The sequence below is a fragment of the Rhodohalobacter sp. 8-1 genome, from assembly GCF_038150125.1.
In the GTDB taxonomy this organism is placed as follows: domain Bacteria; phylum Bacteroidota; class Rhodothermia; order Balneolales; family Balneolaceae; genus SW132.
The window spans coordinates 215,908-238,602 of sequence record NZ_JBBVMF010000006.1 but is presented as its reverse complement, the minus strand read 5'-3'; the positions used below and the strand labels follow the sequence as shown (position 1 = coordinate 238,602).

Below are 22,695 nucleotides of genomic sequence, written 5' to 3'. Positions count from 1 at the left end.
CAAAAAAAATATAGTCATGCAAAGTCATCGAGGTCCACGCCCCGGTTTGCGCCTTTGAGAACTTTGTGAGACTCATCATGAGCCTCATCCGGCTCCAGGTGAATTGTAACAACTGCATCGGTCTTCAGAGCGTCAATCAATTTACGTTCGAGTCGGGTAGCATGATCGTGGGCCGCCTCAAGGCTGATGTCGTCCTCAAATACCAGGTGTAGTTCAACCCATGTTGTTCCGCCGGAGGTTCTGTGTCTTAAATGATGCCACCCTTTTATACGGGATGAAGGCTCATCTGCCAGTACACTTTTCAGCGCCCTGTCCACATCCGGGTTACGGGTATCCATCAGCCCGCGAACAGAATAGCGCAGCAGAGTGTAAGCCTCCCGAATAATGTAACCCGCAATGAGGAGGCTCACGACAATATCGAGAAACAGCCATCCCGTTAGTTCAATAAGCGCAAGCGCGAGCAGAACCCCGCCGCTGGTCCATACATCAGTAAGTGTATGTTTGCCGTTGCTTACTGTAATCATGCTGTTTTCACGCCGGCCTACTCGGGTGACATACAATCCGACAACGAGATTTACCAGAGCCGCCGCGCCCATCAATATCATACCAGTGCCGATATTTACTATCTCAATTCCGAGAATTGCGCTCTCAAACGCATTGTAAATAATAGTGAGGCCGGCTATCACAATAATGGCGCCCTCTGCCCCTACAGAGAAAAACTCAACCCGTTCATGCCCGTAATGGTGATCTTCATCAGCCGGTTTACGGCTCAGGTAATATCCGTACACCACGAAGAGTACGGCAAACAGGTGAACCACCGATTCTGCCGCATCTGAGAGAGCCGCTGTTGAACTGGTGAGAACATATGCTGCAACTTTCAGTGCCAGCGATATGCAGGACGCCCCAAGGCTTATTAATAATGCTGCCCGAACCGGGGAATGGTCAGTTGAACGATTCTTATTTTTCATTACCTAAAGATAAACTGCATGTATCCAATGTCATAAGAAAGATTCTCTGTAAAAAGTAATATCACAAGTATCAGTTAATCTGTTTATCTATTTTTCAAATATCCATCAATTAAATTGTATTCTGTGCAACAATTATAAGATCTTACGAGCAGTCAAATTTTCAACTACAGTTCGCGTTTATCAATCAACCAGTACCTGTAGTTAATAAATATATAAATAACAGATAGTATGAGATTTAGTGCAGCCGCTATTGGCAAGATTTTGTTAGTTCTAATATGTAGCCTGACAGCAAATTTTTGGTCGTTCAGTAACACCGCCAACGCTCAGCAAATGGTTGTTGATGACGCTACCGTTCTTGTTGACAGACAGATGCAGATTGAAGCCTGGTATGGTACTGAGCAATCGTGGATACAACCTTCTATTTCGCTAAGTCATCTGTGGGACATCACGCCGGGGATCATCTTTAACACAGGTGATGATGGCAGCATCTCTCAGCTGTTTGGTGAGTTGAAATATGTTCCCACCGACCTTTCTTTCGACGGCTACTCCTATGGCTGGACCGGAGCGATATTTTTTGATACCGACGGACGCGTAGACCGGGTGTATACCTATCTTCCGTTCACCAAATATGTGCTCGACCGAACCTCCCTAGTCCACCTTAATATTGGTTTCGACGGGCGCGACAATATCGACGGAGATTTAGAATATGGATTTTTCACGGGTCTTCGTGCAGATTTTGGTTTAACTGACCGCTTCTCTATTCTATCTGAAGTATTTACCACCGATTTTGAATCACCGTCATTTCAGGCGGGTGTAAGGTTTGATGTTGTTCAGGACGTATTAAATATTGATATAACTTACGGTGACAGCTTTAAAAGTGAAGTAGACTATCCGGGACTTAATATTGGGATTGCCTTTAAACCGACCCGCGTCTGGTAATTCGAGACGTAACATATTGGCACATTTAGTGCCGGACAGATTTTTGCATGACTGATGTTTCATCAGCAGAACCTGACCTGATCCTATGCCGCTGCGCAAAATTGAAATTATCGTCCCCGATGACAAGGAATCGTCCTGCCGTGACCTTCTGGATGATGAAAATGTCATACATTACTGGAGCGATCATTCCGAACAATCCGGGCATATTTTAAAGGTTCTCGTTGACGCTGTAAATACCGAAAAGTTCCTGGATAAAGCGGAAAAAAAGTTTAACAACAGCGAAGGATTCCGGCTGGTTATGGTCAGCGTTGAAGCGACACTTCCGCGGATTGAACAAGATGAAGAAGAGGAAGAGGAAGAACAACAAACGGCAGAGTCTCAGCCTGCTGATGACGATGAAGAAGATGAGATCAAAGACATTAGAGTAAGCCGTGAGGAACTCTACACAGATATTTCGGATGCGGTATCCCTAAACCGTGTCTACATGGCGCTTGTTATGCTATCGACTATTGTAGCTGCACTGGGTATCTTGCGGGATAATACCGCTGTTGTGATCGGTGCAATGGTGATTGCCCCGCTGCTGGGACCAAATGTTGGGCTTGCGCTCTCAACAACACTGGCTGACTGGGACCTTGGACTTGAATCCATCAAAACAAATGCCACCGGTCTCTTTGCTGCATTAGCTATTTCGGTGGCTTTTGGAGTGGGGATGGTTGTAGACTCAGAACTCTATCATATAGCCAGCCGGACTGAAGTGCACTTGTCCGATATCGCTTTGGCGCTTGCGTCGGGAGCGGCCGGCGTTCTTGCCTATACTATGGGAATGTCTACAGCAGTTATCGGCGTGATGGTTGCTGTAGCGCTGCTCCCTCCATTGGTTGTGGCCGGACTCCTTCTGGGGGATATGCAGTGGGAGCTTGCCTACTACTCTATATTATTGCTATTCACGAACATCATATGCGTAAATCTTGCCGGGATTGCCACTTTTATTCTACAGGGCGTTCGGCCCAGGCGATGGTATGAATCACAAAAAGCAAAAAAGTATAATCGCATCGCGCTTTCCATCTGGATATCGCTTGTAGTTCTGCTGGCATTCATTATCTACTTCGCCTAAAACCGAACCTCGGTCACCACCTCAAATCGCGTAAACTCTTCCGTGTTAAAAGTTGAATTCACATTACGCCGGCTTACATCAAGCAAGATCTTTGAGCGGTTTGAAAAAACATAGGCAACACCGGCAACCCATTGCTGCACAGATAATCGATTGAGGTCCCTGTTATAAAGTTCATCATACCGAAGGGTGATTTTTACAGGAAATTCAAACGGCTGTAGTTCAGCAAATGTACTCCATCCCTCAAGGTCGTACGCTTCAAACGTACGGGGATTAATAAACCTGCCAGAGCCATCGCCTGTTCCGCGAAACCCCTGAAGAACCAAATTTGCCCGAATAGATTCGTAGGTCAAGGCTGATCCGATAAGATTAAAGTCCGGGCTTTCCGGAATATTACCCTTACCGTATGCCCCCAGCAGTGATGCCTGAATGCCGGGCAGCTGATCAGGAAATGGGCGCAGGCTCAGCGAAGCTTCAACAAGCTTATTATTATTAAATTCAAGATCAGAATATCCGCCTCCGTTATAAAGGCCGATAGCAAAGCTTCCATACCGCCCGGGATTGGATTCCAGGCCGCGTTGTTTATCTTCATCAAGTTCCGGGCCGAGTGCAGCTGCAAATTGCAGCCCATAATCCGCGGATGACAGAATATCATTTTGATCTAGGAACATTGATTTTTGAGAACGATAATCGTTTACGTCTTGCTCAAAGTTTGTCCAGGGACGATGCACCACACCGGCTTCGATATTGGGAGAGGTAAATAGTCCAATATCGTCCATTGAATATTTGACCAGTGCATATTTCAGGCGAAGCTCAATATCACCCAACCCATCTCCCTGCTCATCGATAGTGATATCTTGGGTAAACCGTATTTCAAACCGGTCGCTAAGATCTTTCCTGAATGTAATATACCCACGTTTGATTGTGAATTCATTGGTATAGCCATCTTCGTAGACATCATGCTCGTAGGAAAAGAAAAACTGGCCGCTAAAGCCGATTTCACTGAGCGATTGCTGGCCAAAGCTAACAGCCGGAAGTGATAATAGTGCCAATCCGAAGATAAATAATCGTATTACGCGACGGTTCATCGTATGTATTTATTTCTGTAACGTATTGTGCCTTATCTCTCTATAAGATAATGAACATAACAGACTTGTGAAGCCAATCGGTTTAATTGATTAGACATACCTCAAATCGCTGATTTCTCAATTAATTTAGATTTGTTAGACCTACAGATAAGCCGGCACCCTCAGTTAGTAGTCCATCAATAGAAGAATTACCCGCGATATCATGTTGATTTTATTGTTTCAGTTTCCGGCTCGGTTGTTGGACGGAAAATACCTTCAATTCTCTGATGAAGGGTCTCCGCGAGTTCTTTTCGGTCAGTAGACTGAACTGGTGATTTTCCAAAACTTATCTCACAAAATACAGAGTGTGTCTTTGCAAACTTCCAGATATGTTGGAGGAATGATTCACGGGCGCCATAAAAACAAACGCTGTCATCCGCGGGCGGGTCGCCCACACCAGTCTCATAATAGAGAGAACAGTAATGAACCGGGAGGTTAGCCGTAGCAGGAAGTTGAAGCAGTGATGCATGAAAGGGCAGCACTTCTTTTCCTGCTGATGAGGTTCCTTCAGGAAATACGATCATACCTTGGTATTCATTCAGTGAATTGCTCAGAAGCTTATTTACCCGCTTAACGTCCTTTCGCTTTTTACGGTCGATAAAAATTACGCCGACAGCTTTTACCATAAATCCAACTACCGGCCAGCTCCGAACCTCTTTTTTGGCCACAAATGTACATCGCAGGTTAAGATACAAGGGAACAATGTCGAGATAACTCATATGATTGGCCACAATAAAAAACGGAGCCTCAGGCGGTTCGCCGACAGCCTCAACCTGTACGTTAAAAATAAATGCCACACCCCGGGCCCAGGTTCGCATAAAAAGATTTCTCCAGGGTTCATATCTGGCATTAAACAGCCTGACAAAAAAGTACCCCAACAGATAAATTCCAAACGTTGTAAGCGTATAAACTGTCAGTAAAAAAAGCCTGATTACTGCTCGTAGAGTTGACATTATTCAGCACAATTAAATTGCAAAGTTACCTAAAGCCCTAAGTGGTTCAGCGTCATATAATAATAGCCAGAAATGATCTTAAGAAGAAGCTATGATCCGTTTCTTGTCAATTCATTGCAGTGATGCCAGATTCGGCAATAAGGAGCTTGCTCTTTGTAATCTGAATCTTTTTTCGCAACGAAGGTTAAGGAACAGCCGTTATCACTTTTTCGGCAGCGTGGATCTTATTTTTAGCTGAAAAACATCTTTCTGACTTTCGGAGATATTTTTTCAACATTCAGCAAGACCATAACGTGAAGCATTTCCAGCTCATCAATATAAGCCGGAGCACTGCACACCTTACATCCAATATCCATGTAGTTTTTCAGAAGAGGTGATTCATCCAGAGCTGATTTTTCACTGTTTGGATCCACAGCGCAAGGCTCGAGCTTGTATTTATCCCGGGTCACAGCTCTTACATCCTCATCAATATAGCCATCCACTTCAAGCTTGTGGTACATCGCATATGCTACTTTCCGGTCGGGTTCTTCAATGCCGAGGGTTCCAAACAGGTATTTCTTGTTGAAGTGCGTCAGGTAGCCGGCAAATCCCTTCCAGAGAAGAAACAGTACCCGGCCGTTGCGGTGATTCTTGTCGATGCATGCTCTCCCAACCTCAAAACCTAGTGCCTGAATATCGTGCGGAATTGAATCAAGCTTGTAGTATTTGTCAGTATAAAACCCTCTTCCCTGCTTGGCTAGTTCGTAGGTTTGGAGCCGATAGGTGCCCACGATAGACTGATCACTATTTTTCTTTACAACCAAGTGATGGCATTGTTCGTCAAACTCGTCCCGGTCTATGGTGCGGCTGTCGTTAAACTTTCGATCAAGCTCTTTGTAAAAAATTCGGTATCTCAGTTCTAGTGCCTGTTGTACCTCTTCTTCCGTTTTCGCAATTTCAATGGTGTATGTCCGGTCCGATATATCCGGCAGGATTTGTGCTTCTGCAATCAAATCATTCTTCTATTTAGTGATAAGTACGTTTAAATAAGACTATCGAAAATACTTAAAGAAACAGACTTTTAGCAAAATAAATTGGTTTACCGTAATTGTTTAAACTCAGCCTGAATTTAATTTTCTCTTCAATATTAAAACGAACTATTTCCTGCGCCTTTTCGATCAGATTTAGCAAATGAAAGTGAAAAGGTATACGGTGCGACTTCTCCGTTGTAGCTGTAATCTGCGTGTAGTTGTTTCGAGAGAACCTCGATGAGATGGAACCCGGCTTCGGGATTATTTGCACTTTCAATCTGTTTGCGTATGGATGAACCGCTGTGCTCAATATTCAGATGAATGATGTCATCAGGTCCGCTCCACAGTCTTAAATTAAAATGTCCAGTATCCGGACCAATGAACCCATATTTCAGCAGGTAAACAACCACCTCATTTACAATAAGTGAGCACGGTATAGATTGGTTTATATTCAACTCAACTACATCACAATCAAACGACGTATCTACCCGTTCCGATGAGCTAAAGCTACTTAACGTACCCGCGACCACTTTCTTAATGTTATCGGCAAAATTAAGTCGTGAAAAACTATCCGACCGATACAAGTATTCATGAACGGTAGCCATACTTGAAATTCTTGCAACGTTTACAAGCAGTTTGCTTTGTACTCCTTTATCCTGCTCTACCATTGCCTGCATCTGTATCAGGCTCGAAACAACGGCCATGTTGTTTTTCACGCGGTGATGGATCTCGCTAAGCAGAGCTGTTCGCTCTTCATGAAGCCGGGCGTTGGTAATGGCATTGGCCGCCTGATTTGCCAGCGCACTGAATAAGGGTATTTCGCCTTCATTATAGCCTAAACCGTCTTTTTTGTTGATAGCCTGCAACACACCAATCACCTTTTTTGACTGATTCAGAAGCGGTGCGCAGAGAATGTTACGTGTTTGAAAAATCTCAGGATTAAAATCTCCCCTGAACCGGTCGTCGAGGCTCACATCATTAACGATTTGTGATTCGGCATTTTCGGCAACCCATCCGGCGATTCCTTCACCCATTGGAAACCGCTTGCCCGATACGGAATCACCGGCCGGACCCGTCGGGATGCTTAAAATCAGTTCATCGGTCACATCATCAATCAAAAAGACAGAGCAGGCTTCACTGTCTGTAATAATTTTTGCTGCGTGAATAATACTCAGCAACACCTTGTTGAGCTCAAGGTCTGAGTTAATTTGCCCAATTAGCTCCAAGAGCAGATCAAGCTTCTCCTTGTGATAAGAGTCGTTCAGATGATTATTCATAAATACTGAATTGGTCTGTAAAGAGTAAAAAGACCGGATGTTATGCGCCGTCCGGCACATGATGAATACGTTTCAACGAAACTGCAGCCTGCTTCATGATTCTTAGCAGCTTCATTCAACGAATTTATTATCGGCGAAAACCGAATATAGCATAATATTACTTCAAACATTAGAAGATTATAACTTAAACATGTCGCCCAGGCAGCTTTTAGATATCTTTAACAAGAGCATACTGGTTCCGGGTAGAGCGGTTCGTTACCTCCCCGCTCCCCCACAGACCCGTACGAGCAGATTTCCCGCATACGGTTCCTCTGTTTGTGGTTTCGCTAAAAGTATTGGTGTACAATCCGTGGCTGTTCTAAGGGATGTTGTTTTAGGAGCTCTCCGGTGTATCTGTCCCAACTCCACCGCGGGGTGCCTCCACGCCTGTTTAACCATTTGTGTAGCATCCGCCTTGTTTTATGGTGGTAGTGGTTGAGTCCCGGATAGTTAAATGTAATCCCATATTACCCATAGTGACCTCGTAGCTTTCGGACAGATGGAATGAGTTCCCGGCCCCATCTGCCCTAAAAGATATTGGCGCAGAATGGTGTGAAGCGGGACAATATCCGGCGCTGAAAGTATCATCGGCAATTATATCGTCAGAATGGAATATCCTTTTGAATCCTTTACATACCCAATCAGATGAGATTGTTATCGAAGAGGTTCGTAGGTTTACTTTTTGACTCCAAATTATCGTGGTAAACCCTCGATGATGGAATCCATTTACCCATAAACTCTGTTTAAGAAATAGATCATCTCAACCAGCTCGCAAAATTTCTCACTCTTTTAAATTTACTGACTCAATTATGAATTACAGAACATTAGGAAAAACAGGATTCGACATTTCGGAAATATCGCTCGGCACTTGGCAGCTTGGCGGCAAATGGGGGACTGATTTTGACGAGAAACTGGCTGCAGAAACGCTGGACACCGCTATTGAAGGCGGCGTTAACTTTATCGATACGGCCGATGTGTATAAAGGCACGGAAAGTGAAACCGCTGTGGGCAAGGCGATTAAAAGAGCCGATAATCGAATTTATGTGGCAACAAAGTGCGGGCGCCAGATCAATCCGCACATAAGCGAAAACTATACGCCCGAAACACTGCGTGTTTACGTAGAAGATTCTCTCCGCCGGCTTGATGTGGACACGATAGACCTGATTCAGCTGCACTGTCCTCCCACACAGGTTTACTACCGCCCGGAGATATTTGGGGAATTTGAAAAGCTTAAGGATGAGGGGAAAATTCTAAACCTGGGAGTCAGTATTGAAAAAGTAGAGGAAGGAATCAAGGCCCTGGAGTACGAAAATGTGACCTCCATTCAGGTTATTTACAACATGTTTCGCCAGCGTCCGCATGAAAAACTCTTTCCCATGGCAAAAGATAAAAATGTGGGAATTATAGTCCGGGTTCCGCTGGCCAGCGGATTGCTGACAGGCAAGTTTTCAAAAGATGAATCATTCGGCGAAAAAGATCATCGCAACTTTAACCGCGAAGGTGACTTTTTTGATGTGGGTGAAACTTTTGCGGGAATTCCGTTTGAAAAAGGTGTCGAAGCTGTTGAACGACTAAAAAACAAGCTCCCTGACGACACTAATTTAGTTCACCTGGCTCTTCGCTGGGTGCTGATGCGTGATGAGGTAAGCTGCGTGATTCCGGGTGCGTCTTCCGTTGAGCACGTGGAATCCAACCTGCAGGCATCAGAGATTGGTGATGTCTCGCAGGAAACGATGGACATAATTGATAAAATATACGAATCGGATATTAAGCCTTTTGTCCATCAGCGCTGGTAAAAACTGGCGGTCATCATAAATCTTTTAACAATTTCAATCCGCTGTTAGTTATTGCTTTTCATCGGATTATAAATTAATTAAATAGTTCAGTATGAACTTAAATTAAACCTATTGAGAGACTTATGAAGACATTAATTTCTTTAATAGTTACCGGCATTATTGTCGGGCTTGGTACAATCGTCGATATCAACACCATTGGCACAACAGACACTGCTTCAAACGATGTTATCGTTTCGATGGAGGAATGGAATGTACCGTTTGATGATTCCCGCTCCCGGGACCCCTATGTTGCACCAAACGGAACCGTCTATTTTGCCGGTCAGCGCTCCGACTACATTGGAAATTTCAACCCAATAACTGAAGAGTTCAGGGAGTATCCGCTTGAAGATGGCGCCGGCCCTCATACTGTGGTTGTGGCTGAAGGCGGTACCGTGTGGTATACAGGAAACAGAGCGCGTCATATTGGGAAATTGGACCCCGAAACCGGTGAAATTACAAAGTATATGATGGAAGATGAGCATGCCAGGGATCCTCACACCTTTGCCATCGACAAGAATGGGAATCTGTGGTTTACTGCTCAGGGCGGCAACGGCGTAGGCCATTTTAATACAGACACCGGCGAAACCCACGTCATCTCCGTCCCAACTGAGCGTGCCCGTCCGTACGGAATTCGCATGGCTCCTGACCAGGTTACTCCCTGGGTTGCACTCTTTGGCACAAACAAGTTAGCAACCGTCGACCCTGAAACAATGGAACTCACAGAAATTGAACTACCGCGGGAAGAAACGCGTCCGCGCCGGCTTGACGTCACGACCGACGGAAATATTTGGTATGGCGATTACGCCATGGGCAAAATAGGCCGATATAACCCTGAAGATGGCTCCGTTGAAGAGTGGGATATTCCGCAAGGAGAGGGATCACGGCCGTATGCAGTTCTGGCAGACCATAAAGATAGAATCTGGCTGGGATTAAGCGGACCTGACCCAAGCATTATGACCGCTTTCGATACAGAAACTAAAACATTTGTGGCCTCTCGGGAGATCCCTTCAGGCGATGGTTCTATCCGGCATATGGATTTCGCAGTACGTACAAATGCACTTTGGTTTGGAACAGACACCGGCCATATTGGCCGTATCATGGTTAATTAGCTCCTGATACCGTAAATGTCAGCGCTCTGCTACTATTTGCTTGAGGGCTGATCCAGGTTGTACACAACTTTTGTCCATGATGTCATGAAAATCTATTATTCGCTCCTGTTCTTGATTTTGCTTCCGTTCATTGTGGGTGTCTCAATCTCAGCAGAGAAGAAAACGTCTGCGAATCATACGATCGGCTCCATTAACCCGAACCATCTTGATGGAGCCTTTACAGGTGGCTTTGGTGAAGAAACCTGCCGCAGCTGCCATTTCGACTATGATTTAAATATGGAAAGTGGAAGTTTATCGGTCGACGGACTTAATGAAGAGTATGAACCCGGTTCGGAAGTGGATATCATCGTGACAGTTCGGAGTGAACAGCTTGAGATCGGAGGATTCCAAATGACGGCGAGACATGAAGACGGTTCCCAGGCAGGATCATTTGAGTGGGATGGCGATCGCCTGAGGTTTACGCCGGAGATCAGCGGTGATGTTCAATATATTCAGCATTCGGAGGAAGGGACTGAGCCCACCGGTGAACGTGAAGTGAGCTGGTCGTTTACCTGGCTCGCCCCCGAAACTGGCGAATCCGTGATCATCAATGTGGCTGCCAATGCCGGAAATTATGATGATTCGTCATTCGGTGACTGGATTTATGCTAAAAAAATAACTCTTAAACCAGCCGGTACATAAACCGGACTTGTCTTACCTCAATATTTGAGTTCGATTTTGTACTAGATTTCAACCTCTCACTACATCAACATTACAGGGCCTATTCTAAAACACACACTGGAGACACTATGAACTGGAGCAAATAGTTCTTTTATGAGAGTCTAATTTGCATCGCGATTGCTCTCTTAACCACTTATATCGATGGTACAAACCGCATGAATTACTATGCAGGACTTGTGACCGGCCTGGCTCTTACCATAATTATCATTATCATGGTCCAGCCGGGTGGCATAAGAAAGCTGCGCGAATAAAACGTTCGAATTGAACAATCCCCGTAACGTTCAGGCATATTCCTCCCGCACCATACTTCAAGCCTTGTACATGAACAATCACGTTCAAGAACTACCTAAATCAGATACAGGATAGCATCTTTTCCGGATAGCACATTTGATCAGATCAATGTCTGCCATTCCTTAAATTAAATTTATGGAAGTGGTTCGATCCTGCTTCAATTCCTTCAGATCAACAATTTCCTCTCTTGGGTATATCCTTCAAATATGTGATATTGCTCTGATTACAAACTTCAATCCAACCGTTTATTTGATGGGACACAAAAAAGATTCAGCACGCACAATTAACAAGTTATCCCGAAAAGATTTTCTTGGCAAAGCTGCAGCTGCTGCCGCCGGATTTACATTTGTTCCCAGCGCAGTGGTGAGCGGCCTCGGCCATAAAGCACCAAGTGACAAACTCAATGTGGCCTGTGTGGGGGTTGGAGGCCGCGGATCAAGCGTGATTAGTCAGATTGAAGAGTCTGAAAATATTGTCGCGCTCTGTGATGTGGACTGGCGATACGCCAAAGAAGAGTTCGAGCGCTACCCGGATGCCCGGAAGTTTTGGGACTGGCGTGTGATGTTTGATGAAATGGGCGATGATATCGACGCGGTTGTTGTTGCCACTGCCGATCACACTCACGCCATCGTTGCCGCTCACGCCATGACCATGGGCAAGCACGTGTATGTTGAAAAACCATTGACTCACACGGTTTACGAATCGCGGTTGCTCACAGAACTTGCAAAGGAATACAATGTGGCCACCCAAATGGGTGACCAGGGAGCCTCGGGTGAGGGAATCAACCTGATTACCGAATGGGTTCAAAGCGGCGTGATCGGCGATGTGACAAAAATTGAGTCGTTTACCAACCGGCCGATCTGGCTGCAGGGGCAGAATCCGCCCGAGGAAGTGCAGCCCGTTCCCGATACGCTAAACTGGGACTTGTTTATTGGCCCGGCCGAAATGCGGCCATACAACGAAATATATACACCCTGGAATTTCCGTGGCTGGTGGGATTTCGGCACCGGCGCCCTCGGCGATATGGCCTGCCACATTTTACACGCCCCGTATAAGGCGCTTGAACTGGGCTATCCTACAAAAGTACAGGGCAGTTCAACACTTCTGTTAAAAGAATCGGCGCCAACCGCTCAGAAAGTAAGGTTGACCTACCCAGAACGCAAAAGTCGTTACGGTGGCAACCTGCCCGAAGTCGAGGTTCAGTGGACAGATGGAGGTATTGAGCCTATTAAACCTGAGGGGTGGCCGGATGGACGTAATATGAATCACCGCGGCGGTGCGGTCTTATTTCACGGTTCCCGGGACACACTTGTATGCGGATGTTACGGCTCTGACCCGTGGTTACTTTCGGGCAATACTCCCAATGTGCCAAAGACAGAACGGCGTGTAATAGTTGAGGAAACCGCGGGGGAGGCAGCACACGTAAAAGATTGGGCAAGAGCCTGCAAAGAGAGTCCTGAAAATCGAGTAAAAACCAAATCATCGTTCGATCAATCTGGGCCATTCAATGAAATGGTCGTCATGGGCGTGCTGGCCGTCAGGCTCCAGGAACTCAACAAAGAGCTCGACTGGGATGGTGAAAATATGCAGTTTACCAATATTTCAGACACTGAAGAACTGACCATTGTTGAGAAAGATGAGTTTCAGATGGAAAATGGAAACCCATCATTTTCCCAGCAGCGAACGGAACCAATGAACGCGCTTGAATTTGCCAAAGGCCTCATCAGAAAAAATTATAGGGAGGGCTGGAGCCTGCCTGATATGCCTAATGTATAATCAATCAGCCATTTTTTACACTTGACTTACATTCTCACCACTTCATTCAAACTGAAATATCTATGAGACTTTTAGCTCAAAACATCTTTGCTCTCATTCTGTTGTCCATATGCATTCCAACCGCAGATGCTTTCAGTCAGGTGAACTGCCCTGAGGATGCCACCGCACTCACGCCCGCACCGCTCGAGGAAGAGTGGGCGATAGAATGGTGGATGCCTCGCCACGAAAGTAAGCTCACGGAAGAGGGGCGTGAGACTGCCGACGTGTTGTTCCTGGGCGATTCCATCACCCACGGCTGGGAAACGACAGGCAAGGCTGTGGCTGAGGAGTATTTTTCCGGTTTTTCCATCTATAATATTGGGTACAGTGGCGACCGCACGGAAAACGTGCTTTGGAGGTTTGATCACGGTGAAATAGACGGTATCAACCCCAAACTGGCTGTAGTAATGATCGGAACAAATAACACGGGACACCGGCAGGATTCGCCTGAATGCACCGCCCGCGGTATTGAAATGATTCTTAATGAACTTGGCGAAAAACTCCCGGACACTGAGGTACTCCTTCTGGCAATATTCCCGCGCGGTGAAACTGCGGGCAATGAGCTCCGTCAACTAAATACTGCCATTAATCAGCGTATTGAGTCTTTCGCTGACGGTGAACGTGTTCACTTTATGAATATCAATTCTGTTTTTCTTGATGAGGACGAAAATCTGCCGGAAGAGATCATGCCCGATCAGCTGCATCCCAACGAATATGGATACGAACTTTGGGCTAAAGTGATGCTGCCTGCAATTCGCGAATTTTTGGATTGAGGCAACACCACCAGCCACATTGAAGCGTCCGCCGGCTCAGGCGGACCTCCAATCGTGGCGGGGCATAGGTAAAAGAGTCTTTTGTCTATCCCTTTATTCTCATCATTTGATTCACACCTGCGGACCGAGCCAGTAACGACTGATGAGCGATTTACCTACTCATTACTTTCAACGTCATTCGGTTCACACAGGAATTACAAGTCCCCAACCGCCAACGCTTCGGGGATCGGGATCCTCCGCATGCGCTGCAGACGCCCGGAGGTTGGCTTACAACCAGCCAAATCGAAGCGTCCGATGGACCTCCAATCGTGGCGACTTGGTGCAAAGGTGCAATACTCCTAAAGCCTATAGTTGCAAATCTCACCTTAAAACATATATTTGAGATAAGAGACACTATCGTTCATCATCATGAAACTTCAAGAAACCAAATATTACCATATCCATCACAGAGGCGTAAAAGGAGATAATATCTTTTATCAAGATTCTGATTATCAGCGATTTTTGGAGAAGTATTTTTACTACCTCTACATTGCAGCTGATACGTATGCATACTGCCTTATCCCCAATCACTTTCATGTATTGCTCAGAGTCAGACCAGAAGAAGAGCAATTAGAACTATTTTCAAAATGCCAAAAAAAGATGATTGGTAGTCAGGATTTTACACCTGCTCACCATAATATCGATTATCCAGATTTTAAAAATTATTGTGCATCCAATCAGATAGGCCATTTTCTAAACAGCTATACACGATATTTTAATACAGCTTCTGAACGAACAGGGATTATTTTTGATGGACGATTCAAAAGAATTGAAATTGATTCAATAAAGTATCTCTCTCATCTAATATGCTATATTCACAGAAATCCGATACACCATCATTTGTGTCGTGACTACAGTAGTTATAAATACTCTTCGTATAACTCGCTCTTTTCAGATAAGAAAACCCTGTTAAATAAGGCAGAGATTTTGAGATTCTTAGGCGGTGAAGATAACGCTGCAGCAGCTCATGAAGAGGTAAGAATGGATTATATTTCAAAATATATCCTGGAATAATTGTATGCATCTCTCAGGTGCCTAGTCTTTGAAAACATTAACCCCAACGCTTCGGGGATCCTCCGTATCCGCTGCGGACGCCCGGAGGTTGGCTCACATCCAGCCAAGTTGAAGCGTCCGCAGGACCTCCAATCGTGGCGGAGCACAGGCAAAAGATCGATTTGCCGATTCATGAACTTTCGTCACTTGATTCAGACCGGAAGTACGAGCGCCCAACCTCCAACGCTTCGGGGATCCTCCGCATTCGCTGCGGACGCCCGGAGGTTGGCTTAAATCCAAGCCACATTGAAGCGTCCGAAGGACCTCCAATCGCGGCGGAGCACAGGCAGAAGATCGATTTGCCGATTCATGAACTCTCGTCACTTGATTCACACCGGAAGTACGAGCGCCCAATCTCCAACGCTTCGGGGATCCTCCGTATCCGCTTCGGACGCCTGGAGGTTGGCTCACATCCAGCCACATTGAAGCGTCCGCAGGACCTCCAATCGTGGCGGAGCACAGGCAAAAGATCGATTTGCCGATTCATGAACTCTCGTCACTTGATTCAGACCGGAAGTACGAGCGCCCAATCTCCAACGCTTCGGGGATCCTCTGCATCCGCTCCAGACGCCCGGAGGTTGCAATTTTATCCTTCTTCCCTGAACTCAGGCAGCAGCTGCATAAATCGAGCAGATGTTTTTATGCCGCGGTGGAAGTCTTTCAGTGAAAAACTTTCATTAGGGGAGTGAAGCGCATCTTTTGTCAGGCCAAAGCCCATCAAAATAGAATTGACGCCCAGTATTTTTTTGAAGTCTGCTACAATAGGAATCGACCCGCCTTCGCGGGAAAACAGGGCCTCTTTTTCATAGACATCTTCAAACGCCTGTGCTGCCGCCTGCAGTCCGTAATACTCAAGGTCAATGACGATGGGATGTCCGCCATGATGCTCAATAACTTCCACGTCCACAGATTCGGGCGCGATGGATTTTACATAGTTTGTAAAGAGTTTGGAAATAGTTCTTGGATCCTGATCAGGCACCAGCCTCATACTAATTTTTGCTCCGGCTTTGGATGGAAGCACTGTTTTTGCCCCTTCTTTTTGATAACCGCCCCAAATACCGTTTACATCGAGCGAGGGACGCGCCGATGCGCGCTCCAGCGTGCTATATCCTTTTTCGCCGTGAAGTTCTGTAATTCCCAGGTCACTCATATATGTTGCATCATTATGAGGGAGTTTGCTGTATTCTTCCCTCATTTCAGACGTCATCTCTTCAACATCATCATAGAAACCATCAATCTGAATTGTACCGTCTTCATCCTTCAGCTTTGAAATAATATTTGCCAACGCATTAACCGGATTTTCAACCGCGCCACCAAAAACTCCGGAGTGCAAATCTTTGCTTGGGCCGGTCACATGAACTTCCATGTAAGCAAGGCCTCGTAATCCATACGTAATCGACGGCTGATCCTCTGCAAACATCGCGGTGTCCGATATCAAAACCATGTCGCAGCTCAACATCTCTTTATGCTCTTTGATAAACGGAATCAGGTTCGGAGAGCCGATCTCTTCTTCTCCCTCAAGAATAAATTTCACGTTAACCGGCAGATCTGTTTCCGTTTGAAGATATGCCGCCACGGCTTTAACGTGGGTAAACGACTGACCTTTATCATCTGAGCTTCCGCGAGCATATACGCGCCCGTCTTTTACCGTTGGCTCAAAAGGGGGAGTCTCCCAAAGCTCTTCCGGATCTGGCGGCTGTACGTCGTAATGCCCATAAATCAGAATGGTTGGAAGATCAGGATCTACAGATTTTTGGGCGGTTACAATCGGGTGGCCATCCGTTTCATGAAGGATAACATCATCAAGGCCAATCTCTTCAAGATGCCCCGCAAGAAACTTAGCCGCTTTTTTGACCTCGCTTTTTTTGGATGAATCGGTACTTACACTTTCAATCCGGAGCAGCTGAAAAAGTTCATCTTTAAACGTGTCAATGTTGTCGTCGATATATTGTTGTACGGTAGACATAAATAAAAATTCATTTAGATTGTAGCGTTGAAAGGTAGCGGATCAATAGCAGAAAGACTATCTCTTTTGTTGCGCTGATGTATCACTGCGAATTTATATCGAAGCATTAAACTACTTCATTTAACTAACAACATCTTTTGCGTAAGGGTTTGTTCGTTTGTGCTAATTCTGTAGAAATAAACGCCTGATGCAAGACCTGACCCATCAAAATCCACAAAATGAAATCCTTCGTTAAGCTCCCCGTCGAGAAGTGTAGTAATTCGGCGGCCAATACTGTCAAATATATCAAGCCGGACATTCTTGGGCCTGTTCAGTGAAAACTCGATTCGCGTGGACGGGTTAAACGGGTTGGGATAATTTCTTGCGAGTATATCTTCTTCCGGAAGCGCCGATTCGAGATTCAGCGTGTAATCGGCCGATCGGCTGCGGTTAGTGTTTACAACCGCAATATATAGATCAACAAGCCCATTCCAGTTCCACTGCGTCTGAAGCTGTTGATTTGCGGATGTCTCATTCAAAACCATGTCACTTTGGACTGATCCATCTGCAAAGATTCCAATCACTCCAATTCCAACACCCGGTGCCGTTGATTCCAGCCTGATTGCTGGCCGGCCAATCGCGATATTCGGAGAGTTAGCCCGAATATAGTTTGCACCAAGTGGCCTCAGGCTTGTTTGCGTGAGGCTGTCAGGAACTGAGAAAAGATCAAACTCAGTAAACGGGTTTGGGTAAAATTCCCGTTCCCTGAAGCCAAAGTCAGTAGTGGCAAATACCTCACCCGATCCCATATGCCAGATGTGATTGGCCAGGTGGTCTCTGCCGAATGTTTCGTTTTGCAGGATCAGAGATGCATTAATTGCATCAATAAACGGTATCTGGGGATCTGCCACGACATTCTCCCACACATCCACCCAAAAATCCATACCGTAAACCTCCGTAAAATAGAGCATCCAGGTAATATGGTAATAGGCGCCGGGCGTTGGGTTTTGAGGCGTACCGAAAATAGACGTTGTGCTTGGTTCCGTAGAATTAAAGTCCGCTTTGATGTAATTGTAATAGTCATTCACATCATCGAATACCACCTCCTCCATTAATGTAGCGTCCATCTCAATCCAATTAAAGCTGCCAGCACTGCCCCGCCAGCGATTCGCTTCGTATTGAATAGCATGTTTTATTTCGTGCGCGATGGTGACGTAAAGCGCGCCAATTTGCTTTCCTTCCGGATGCGAGTTTTCCGGGAATCCGTTAAACGTATTATGAAGCGTGATGTAAGACGTGGATCCCGAAGAGGTGGTTGTACCGTAAAAGCCAAAATTATCGAACCGGATTTCGTAGGGAGCTGAGCCTGCAAAATCACTGAATCCGAGCTCTTCTACCTGGTAGCGATAAGATGAATCGGCCGCAAATGCTGCCTTGTAGATATAGTCCGGAATACCGGCCTCAATCGCTCCGGCAAGAGTTTGCTCATCTGAAACGGCATCAATTCCGCTTGTATCATATTTAAAGATGAACTTTCCTGATGGCGACACATAGCTCTGAGCCATATTGGATACAGCGGAGCTCTTCATATCATCAATTTCTGCAATTGTTGATGGCCTTAGCTCAGATCGTATCTCCTCAAACTCAAGCGAAACCGGAACCATGCATTTGATCGGAGTGTCATTTTGCCCCTCTCTAAATCGGTCATCAAGCTTTTCAGGTCGATAGGCCGCATAGTGCATCTGCAAAATCGCATCGTCGGCCGATAAATTACCAGCCTCTTTAGCCTCTTTGATAGAGATCAGTACCGGATGTTCATGAAAATGAATCTGATGCTGGGCCAATACCGATATCACGCAGCCCAGACACAAAAGGACTAACATCCAAAAACTATTTAAAATGCGCTTCTGCAATTGATTCATTTTTTTTGATACGAAAATGGTACAAAAGATCGTAATTTATAGAGTCAGCAAAAAATAACGAAATAACAACGGTAATCGTCTGTTTGAATATGAGTTACGAAGTACTTCTTTATTATAAATTTCATCCCATTGACAACCCTGAGCGTTTTTGCAAAGAGCATAAGCGGTTTCTGCAAGATCTTGACGTCAAAGGCCGGGTATACCTAGGCAGTGAAGGCCTGAATGGCACAATTGCCGGAACACCGGGCCAAATGCAGAAATACCGCGAATACGTTTGGTCGCTCGACGGGTTTAATGATACCGAATTCAAAACGGAGGAATCGGACGTGATTCCATTTCCCCGGCTCACATGTAAAGTACGCGAAGAGATTGTATCCATCCACGTTGACGGGCTTAATCCGAGTGAGGGCGGACGTCATCTCTCGCCCTCCGAATGGCGGAAAACAATGGAATCCGAAGAGGATTACGTTATGATTGATGTGCGAAACGATTATGAAAGTGAAGTGGGCCATTTTGAGGGAGCCATCACGCCGCAGGTTGAAAATTTTTATGAGTTTCCTCAGTGGCTTGATGAAGCCGACATCCCAAAAGACAAAAAAGTGCTAATGTACTGTACAGGCGGCATTCGCTGTGAGAAGTTTTCTGTGCTGATGAAGCAGCAAGGCTGGAACAATGTGAACCAGCTTCACGGCGGTATTTTAAACTACGCTAAAGAAGAAGATGGAAAACACTTTAAAGGCAAATGCTTTGTGTTTGACGACCGTCTTGTGGTGCCTGTGAACAGAGGTGATCTTCAGCCCATTGCCCGATGTGAAATCACCGGCAAACCGGCTGATAGTTTTATTAACTGCGCCAATATGGAGTGCAACAAGTTGTTTGTCTGCTCTGAAGAGGGTGCGGAAAAATTTAAGGGGTGTTGCAGTGAAGAGTGCCTGAACAGCGAGTACCGCCGTCCGTTTGATCCGGATAATGCGTTCCGCCCGTTCCGGAAATGGTACAACTATTTTGATGAGGATTTCAAAGAACGTGAGTTTTAGGCGTAGATCGTGCTTTAATGATCTAAAGTCCTAATCAACGTCATGCCGGACTCCGATCCGGCATCTCCCAATGACAGATTTCAAAAGTGAAACATCTAAGGAGCTTTTAAATCCCATCTCGAGAGGGGACAGAATCACAAAACAACGCAGAGCGTTTGTTTGGGGGTTCAGGGGTGTGTTCGATAAGGCTGTAAGGCAGAAAGACAGATCTATTCTAGTCCAAGACGACCAAACACACCCCTCGTTACACTCATCCGGCGTTGCCGTTTCGTTTAAACCTTTCCCCTCTCAAGAAGGGATTTTATCCTGTCACTTCTTAAATGGTGTTGTCAAGTTTTTTGGAGCAAAATTAAGTGCTACCATCGACTTAACAGCCATTCTTTCAACCCTAAACACTAATTCTGGGCGTAATTCACGCCTTCAGTCGTAACGCGCCGGGTGTATTTGTTTTGCTTAACAGCATCTGCTGCAGCCATTTTTGCGTACTCTTCCGCCTCACAGTCGTAGTTGATGCTGATGTTTCCCCCGAGGTCGATATCAATTGAGTCATTGCCCATCAAATCAGTGTTTCCTATCAGCATTGTACCATTGATAGTTGGCGTTCCGCGACCGTCCATGCTGTACGCATTTTCAAAAACAACGAGGCCGTTGAACTCAAAATTTCCGGCCAGATCCAGCGTAGCACCAGATTCATCTACATATTCCATATCACCAAACGAACGGATGACAAGTATTCCATAGCCCTGTATTTTTCCACCGGTAATTTTCAGATCGTCCTCCACAAAAAATACTCCCGGGTCAGTAGGGCTCCCCATGTCAACGGTATCTCCGCTCAGATTACCTGTTAAATACTCAACTCCAGAGGTATTGGACAATCGTTCAATTAGCTCATCGGTTGGTTCGTAACTTAGTGAATTGTCAACTTTTATTGCCGGATCCGCGAATGTGTTTAAGTTAGTTGGAAGAGCATCTTTCGTTTCACTCCGGTTTACAACAATAGCCGGCTTGTCTTCGCAGGCTGTACCGGCGGGAGCAGTTCCCGTAATATCGTGCGCATTACCATCAGCATTGAACGTTTTAAATCCTGTGGGCAGTGAAATGGCACCTTCAAAATCCGGAACAAGAGAACTAAACGGTTGTTTGTAGTATAGACTGATTACTTCTGCCTGTAACTCATTGCGTTTCGCATTTGAAATCAGGCGTAGTGTGTCGGGCTGCCAGTAATCCGGATGTTTGGCGTATTCCGTGTAAAGAGTAACGTCGCTGCCGTCGATCACTGTCTGCCACGGGCCGCTAAATTTTGCGTTGTTTTTATCGTGACGCTCAGCCCACTCATCATCTTCGTTTATATGCTGCATTGCCATCTGAATAGCGGTGTGAGCCGTATTTTTTGCCATGATGTAATCGGCGTTGTTGACCGTTTTTTGGGTCAGCGACAAACCCTGCTGCGATGTGGATATATTAAAAATACCAAGTGCCACCAATACACCTGATGTAATAATGATCATTGCTCGTCCCATAATGTGCCACCCTTATTTTTTAAAGTTCAATCTCAAGATTTCGGGGAGAGAACCGTTTTTCCCAGACAGCCCGCACGAAGCGCGAATCTGAATTAAATCTGCCGGGAATTCTCTCATCACTTTGTACTTCAAGTTCAATGTAAAGCTGTTTGATGTCATCAAACTGGCTTGAGGATACTGGTGTCGGAATATTCTGGTCGAGCGCCCGTCCGTGGTCGTCGTAATAGCGGACATTAAATCGTGTGACACCAGATTGAATCCATGTTGTATCCGGTGCCTGACCAACCTCTTCAACTACCCTGATCAGTGTGCCATGATCGTTATTTTTACTTGATCCAGGTTTCATGGTATCAAAAAACTGCCATGTAATTCTTTCGGGCTCACTGCAGTTCACAAACGCCGCATCACGAGCGGGATCGCGGCACAGATTTCGGAAAAACTGAATCTGGTTTCCGTCAGCCACCGTTAAAATTGTATCAGGCGGCTGAAGAAGGTCATATCCCATATTCGGGATATCATCATCCAGCATGGCAGTCACAGATTCCAGTTTATCTCTCGTAATCTGGGTCATTGTCAATTCAGCACCGCTGTTTGAAATATTGATATTCACCATTACGATAGATAAAAGCAGAACCCCTGCCACAATATAGCTTGTAATCATTGCCAAGTTCATAGTATCTCTTACTTTATATTAATCAGCATAGTAATTCCTTATAAATTCGAGCCTGTATTCTCTCGGAATATCCCCGCCTGTTCGCAGAAACTTACTAGATACCACTACCACTATTTTTTTAAACGTAGTGGCATTCATTATTTTTTGATAGTTGACCGGATCCACATAATGCACATCCACACTTACCTCAAAATCTCCGTGTTCTGTGGTAAATGTATCCGACCAGTTGTTATAATCATCAAAGTCGTTAAAACTTCTCCGGGTTGTTTCAGCCCCACCCGGTCCCAGCGAGCCTGGAGCTGTAAATCCTCCGGGAATCAAGGAGGGTGGCGCAGCGGCATCAACCGTCACCTGGTCGAACGATTTAGTCCGGGCTTCATCAATCACTTCCTGACCAAGCGCAATTACTTCCTGCTCCAGCTCCGATTGTACCTGCATCATCGAATTTCGGTGAATCATGTGGTTGGCATTTAGCAGGATCATCGAAAAGAGGATCATTGCTGCCATGGTTTGTAAGACTTCACTGTATCCTATCATAG

The 22,695-nt window shown here is 45.6% G+C and carries 19 protein-coding genes and 1 pseudogene; 10 read left to right on the top strand and 10 right to left on the bottom strand.

Going from position 1 to position 22,695, the window contains the following annotated elements; translation table 11 throughout:
- Window positions 1-14 precede the first annotated feature (14 nt).
- Window positions 15-968 carry a cation diffusion facilitator family transporter gene (locus AABW11_RS08345; RefSeq protein WP_340104520.1) on the bottom strand — a complete coding sequence of 318 codons (954 nt, stop codon included), beginning with the start codon at window positions 966-968 and terminating at the stop codon, window positions 15-17.
- 228 nt (window positions 969-1,196) lie between these two features.
- Here AABW11_RS08345 and AABW11_RS08340 point away from each other — a divergent pair, with 228 nt between their 5' ends.
- Together AABW11_RS08340 and AABW11_RS08335 are read left to right on the top strand one after the other, a co-directional pair.
- Window positions 1,197-1,907 carry a hypothetical protein gene (locus AABW11_RS08340; protein WP_340104518.1) on the top strand — a complete coding sequence of 237 codons (711 nt, stop codon included), beginning with the start codon at window positions 1,197-1,199 and terminating at the stop codon, window positions 1,905-1,907.
- A gap of 85 nt (window positions 1,908-1,992) precedes the next feature.
- On the top strand, window positions 1,993-3,021 hold the full coding sequence (locus tag AABW11_RS08335) for a TIGR00341 family protein (RefSeq protein ID WP_340104516.1): 1,029 nt from the start codon (window positions 1,993-1,995) through the stop codon (window positions 3,019-3,021).
- On the opposite strand, the gene AABW11_RS08330 is transcribed toward AABW11_RS08335, so the two are convergent.
- The 4 genes from AABW11_RS08330 to AABW11_RS08315 all read right to left on the bottom strand — a co-directional run bounded on the left by AABW11_RS08330 (window position 3,018) and on the right by AABW11_RS08315 (window position 7,385).
- Entirely contained in the window at window positions 3,018-4,106 is a 1,089-nt protein-coding gene (locus AABW11_RS08330) for a hypothetical protein (protein WP_340104514.1), read from the bottom strand. The genes AABW11_RS08335 and AABW11_RS08330 overlap by 4 nt on opposite strands.
- A 200-nt stretch (window positions 4,107-4,306) precedes the next feature.
- Window positions 4,307-5,098, bottom strand: coding sequence for a lysophospholipid acyltransferase family protein (locus AABW11_RS08325; protein WP_340104512.1), 792 nt, complete (start codon window positions 5,096-5,098; stop codon window positions 4,307-4,309).
- Window positions 5,099-5,328: 230 nt separating this feature from the next.
- Entirely contained in the window at window positions 5,329-6,090 is a 762-nt protein-coding gene (locus AABW11_RS08320; RefSeq protein WP_340104510.1) for a GNAT family N-acetyltransferase, read from the bottom strand.
- A gap of 134 nt (window positions 6,091-6,224) precedes the next feature.
- Entirely contained in the window at window positions 6,225-7,385 is a 1,161-nt protein-coding gene (locus AABW11_RS08315) for a histidine kinase dimerization/phosphoacceptor domain -containing protein (protein ID WP_340104508.1), read from the bottom strand.
- A 566-nt stretch (window positions 7,386-7,951) separates the two neighbouring features.
- Here AABW11_RS08315 and AABW11_RS20110 point away from each other — a divergent pair.
- The 7 genes and pseudogenes from AABW11_RS20110 to AABW11_RS08285 form a co-directional block, all read left to right on the top strand.
- A pseudogene (locus AABW11_RS20110) lies at window positions 7,952-8,110 on the top strand (RES family NAD+ phosphorylase); the annotation flags it as partial.
- A gap of 123 nt (window positions 8,111-8,233) precedes the next feature.
- Window positions 8,234-9,220, top strand: a complete 987-nt coding sequence (locus AABW11_RS08310; RefSeq protein ID WP_340104506.1) for an aldo/keto reductase — start codon at window positions 8,234-8,236, stop codon at window positions 9,218-9,220.
- A 122-nt stretch (window positions 9,221-9,342) separates the two neighbouring features.
- On the top strand, window positions 9,343-10,368 hold the full coding sequence (locus AABW11_RS08305) for a Vgb family protein (RefSeq protein WP_340104504.1): 1,026 nt from the start codon (window positions 9,343-9,345) through the stop codon (window positions 10,366-10,368).
- Between the two features lie 84 nt (window positions 10,369-10,452).
- A complete protein-coding gene (locus AABW11_RS08300) occupies window positions 10,453-11,049 on the top strand; it encodes a choice-of-anchor V domain-containing protein (RefSeq protein WP_340104502.1) in 597 nt (198 codons plus the stop codon).
- A 582-nt stretch (window positions 11,050-11,631) separates the two neighbouring features.
- The gene (locus AABW11_RS08295; protein ID WP_340104500.1) at window positions 11,632-13,155 is read left to right on the top strand and encodes a Gfo/Idh/MocA family protein; all 1,524 of its coding nucleotides are present in this window, start codon (window positions 11,632-11,634) and stop codon (window positions 13,153-13,155) included.
- A gap of 62 nt (window positions 13,156-13,217) precedes the next feature.
- Window positions 13,218-13,967 (top strand): GDSL-type esterase/lipase family protein, encoded by a 750-nt coding sequence (locus AABW11_RS08290; protein WP_340104498.1) that lies wholly within the window; start codon window positions 13,218-13,220, stop codon window positions 13,965-13,967.
- Window positions 13,968-14,375: 408 nt separating this feature from the next.
- Window positions 14,376-15,020 carry a hypothetical protein gene (locus AABW11_RS08285; protein ID WP_340104496.1) on the top strand — a complete coding sequence of 215 codons (645 nt, stop codon included), beginning with the start codon at window positions 14,376-14,378 and terminating at the stop codon, window positions 15,018-15,020.
- A 625-nt stretch (window positions 15,021-15,645) separates the two neighbouring features.
- Here the strand turns inward: AABW11_RS08285 and AABW11_RS08280 are convergent.
- Together AABW11_RS08280 and AABW11_RS08275 are read right to left on the bottom strand one after the other, a co-directional pair.
- A complete protein-coding gene (locus AABW11_RS08280) occupies window positions 15,646-17,025 on the bottom strand; it encodes a dipeptidase (RefSeq protein ID WP_340104494.1) in 1,380 nt (459 codons plus the stop codon).
- A 116-nt stretch (window positions 17,026-17,141) separates the two neighbouring features.
- Window positions 17,142-18,926 (bottom strand): MXAN_6640 family putative metalloprotease, encoded by a 1,785-nt coding sequence (locus tag AABW11_RS08275; protein WP_340104492.1) that lies wholly within the window; start codon window positions 18,924-18,926, stop codon window positions 17,142-17,144.
- A gap of 89 nt (window positions 18,927-19,015) precedes the next feature.
- Here AABW11_RS08275 and trhO point away from each other — a divergent pair, with 89 nt between their 5' ends.
- Window positions 19,016-19,963: an oxygen-dependent tRNA uridine(34) hydroxylase TrhO gene (trhO, locus tag AABW11_RS08270; RefSeq protein ID WP_340104490.1), complete on the top strand. Its 948-nt coding sequence runs from the start codon at window positions 19,016-19,018 to the stop codon at window positions 19,961-19,963.
- A gap of 395 nt (window positions 19,964-20,358) precedes the next feature.
- On the opposite strand, the gene AABW11_RS08265 is transcribed toward trhO, so the two are convergent.
- The 3 genes from AABW11_RS08265 to AABW11_RS08255 are packed head-to-tail and all read right to left on the bottom strand — an operon-like array spanning window position 20,359 to window position 22,693.
- Window positions 20,359-21,483 carry a hypothetical protein gene (locus AABW11_RS08265; RefSeq protein ID WP_340104488.1) on the bottom strand — a complete coding sequence of 375 codons (1,125 nt, stop codon included), beginning with the start codon at window positions 21,481-21,483 and terminating at the stop codon, window positions 20,359-20,361.
- A 19-nt stretch (window positions 21,484-21,502) separates the two neighbouring features.
- Window positions 21,503-22,144 carry a hypothetical protein gene (locus tag AABW11_RS08260; protein WP_340104486.1) on the bottom strand — a complete coding sequence of 214 codons (642 nt, stop codon included), beginning with the start codon at window positions 22,142-22,144 and terminating at the stop codon, window positions 21,503-21,505.
- Window positions 22,145-22,174: 30 nt separating this feature from the next.
- A complete protein-coding gene (locus tag AABW11_RS08255) occupies window positions 22,175-22,693 on the bottom strand; it encodes a hypothetical protein (RefSeq protein WP_340104484.1) in 519 nt (172 codons plus the stop codon).
- Between the last annotated feature and the right edge of the window lie 2 nt (window positions 22,694-22,695).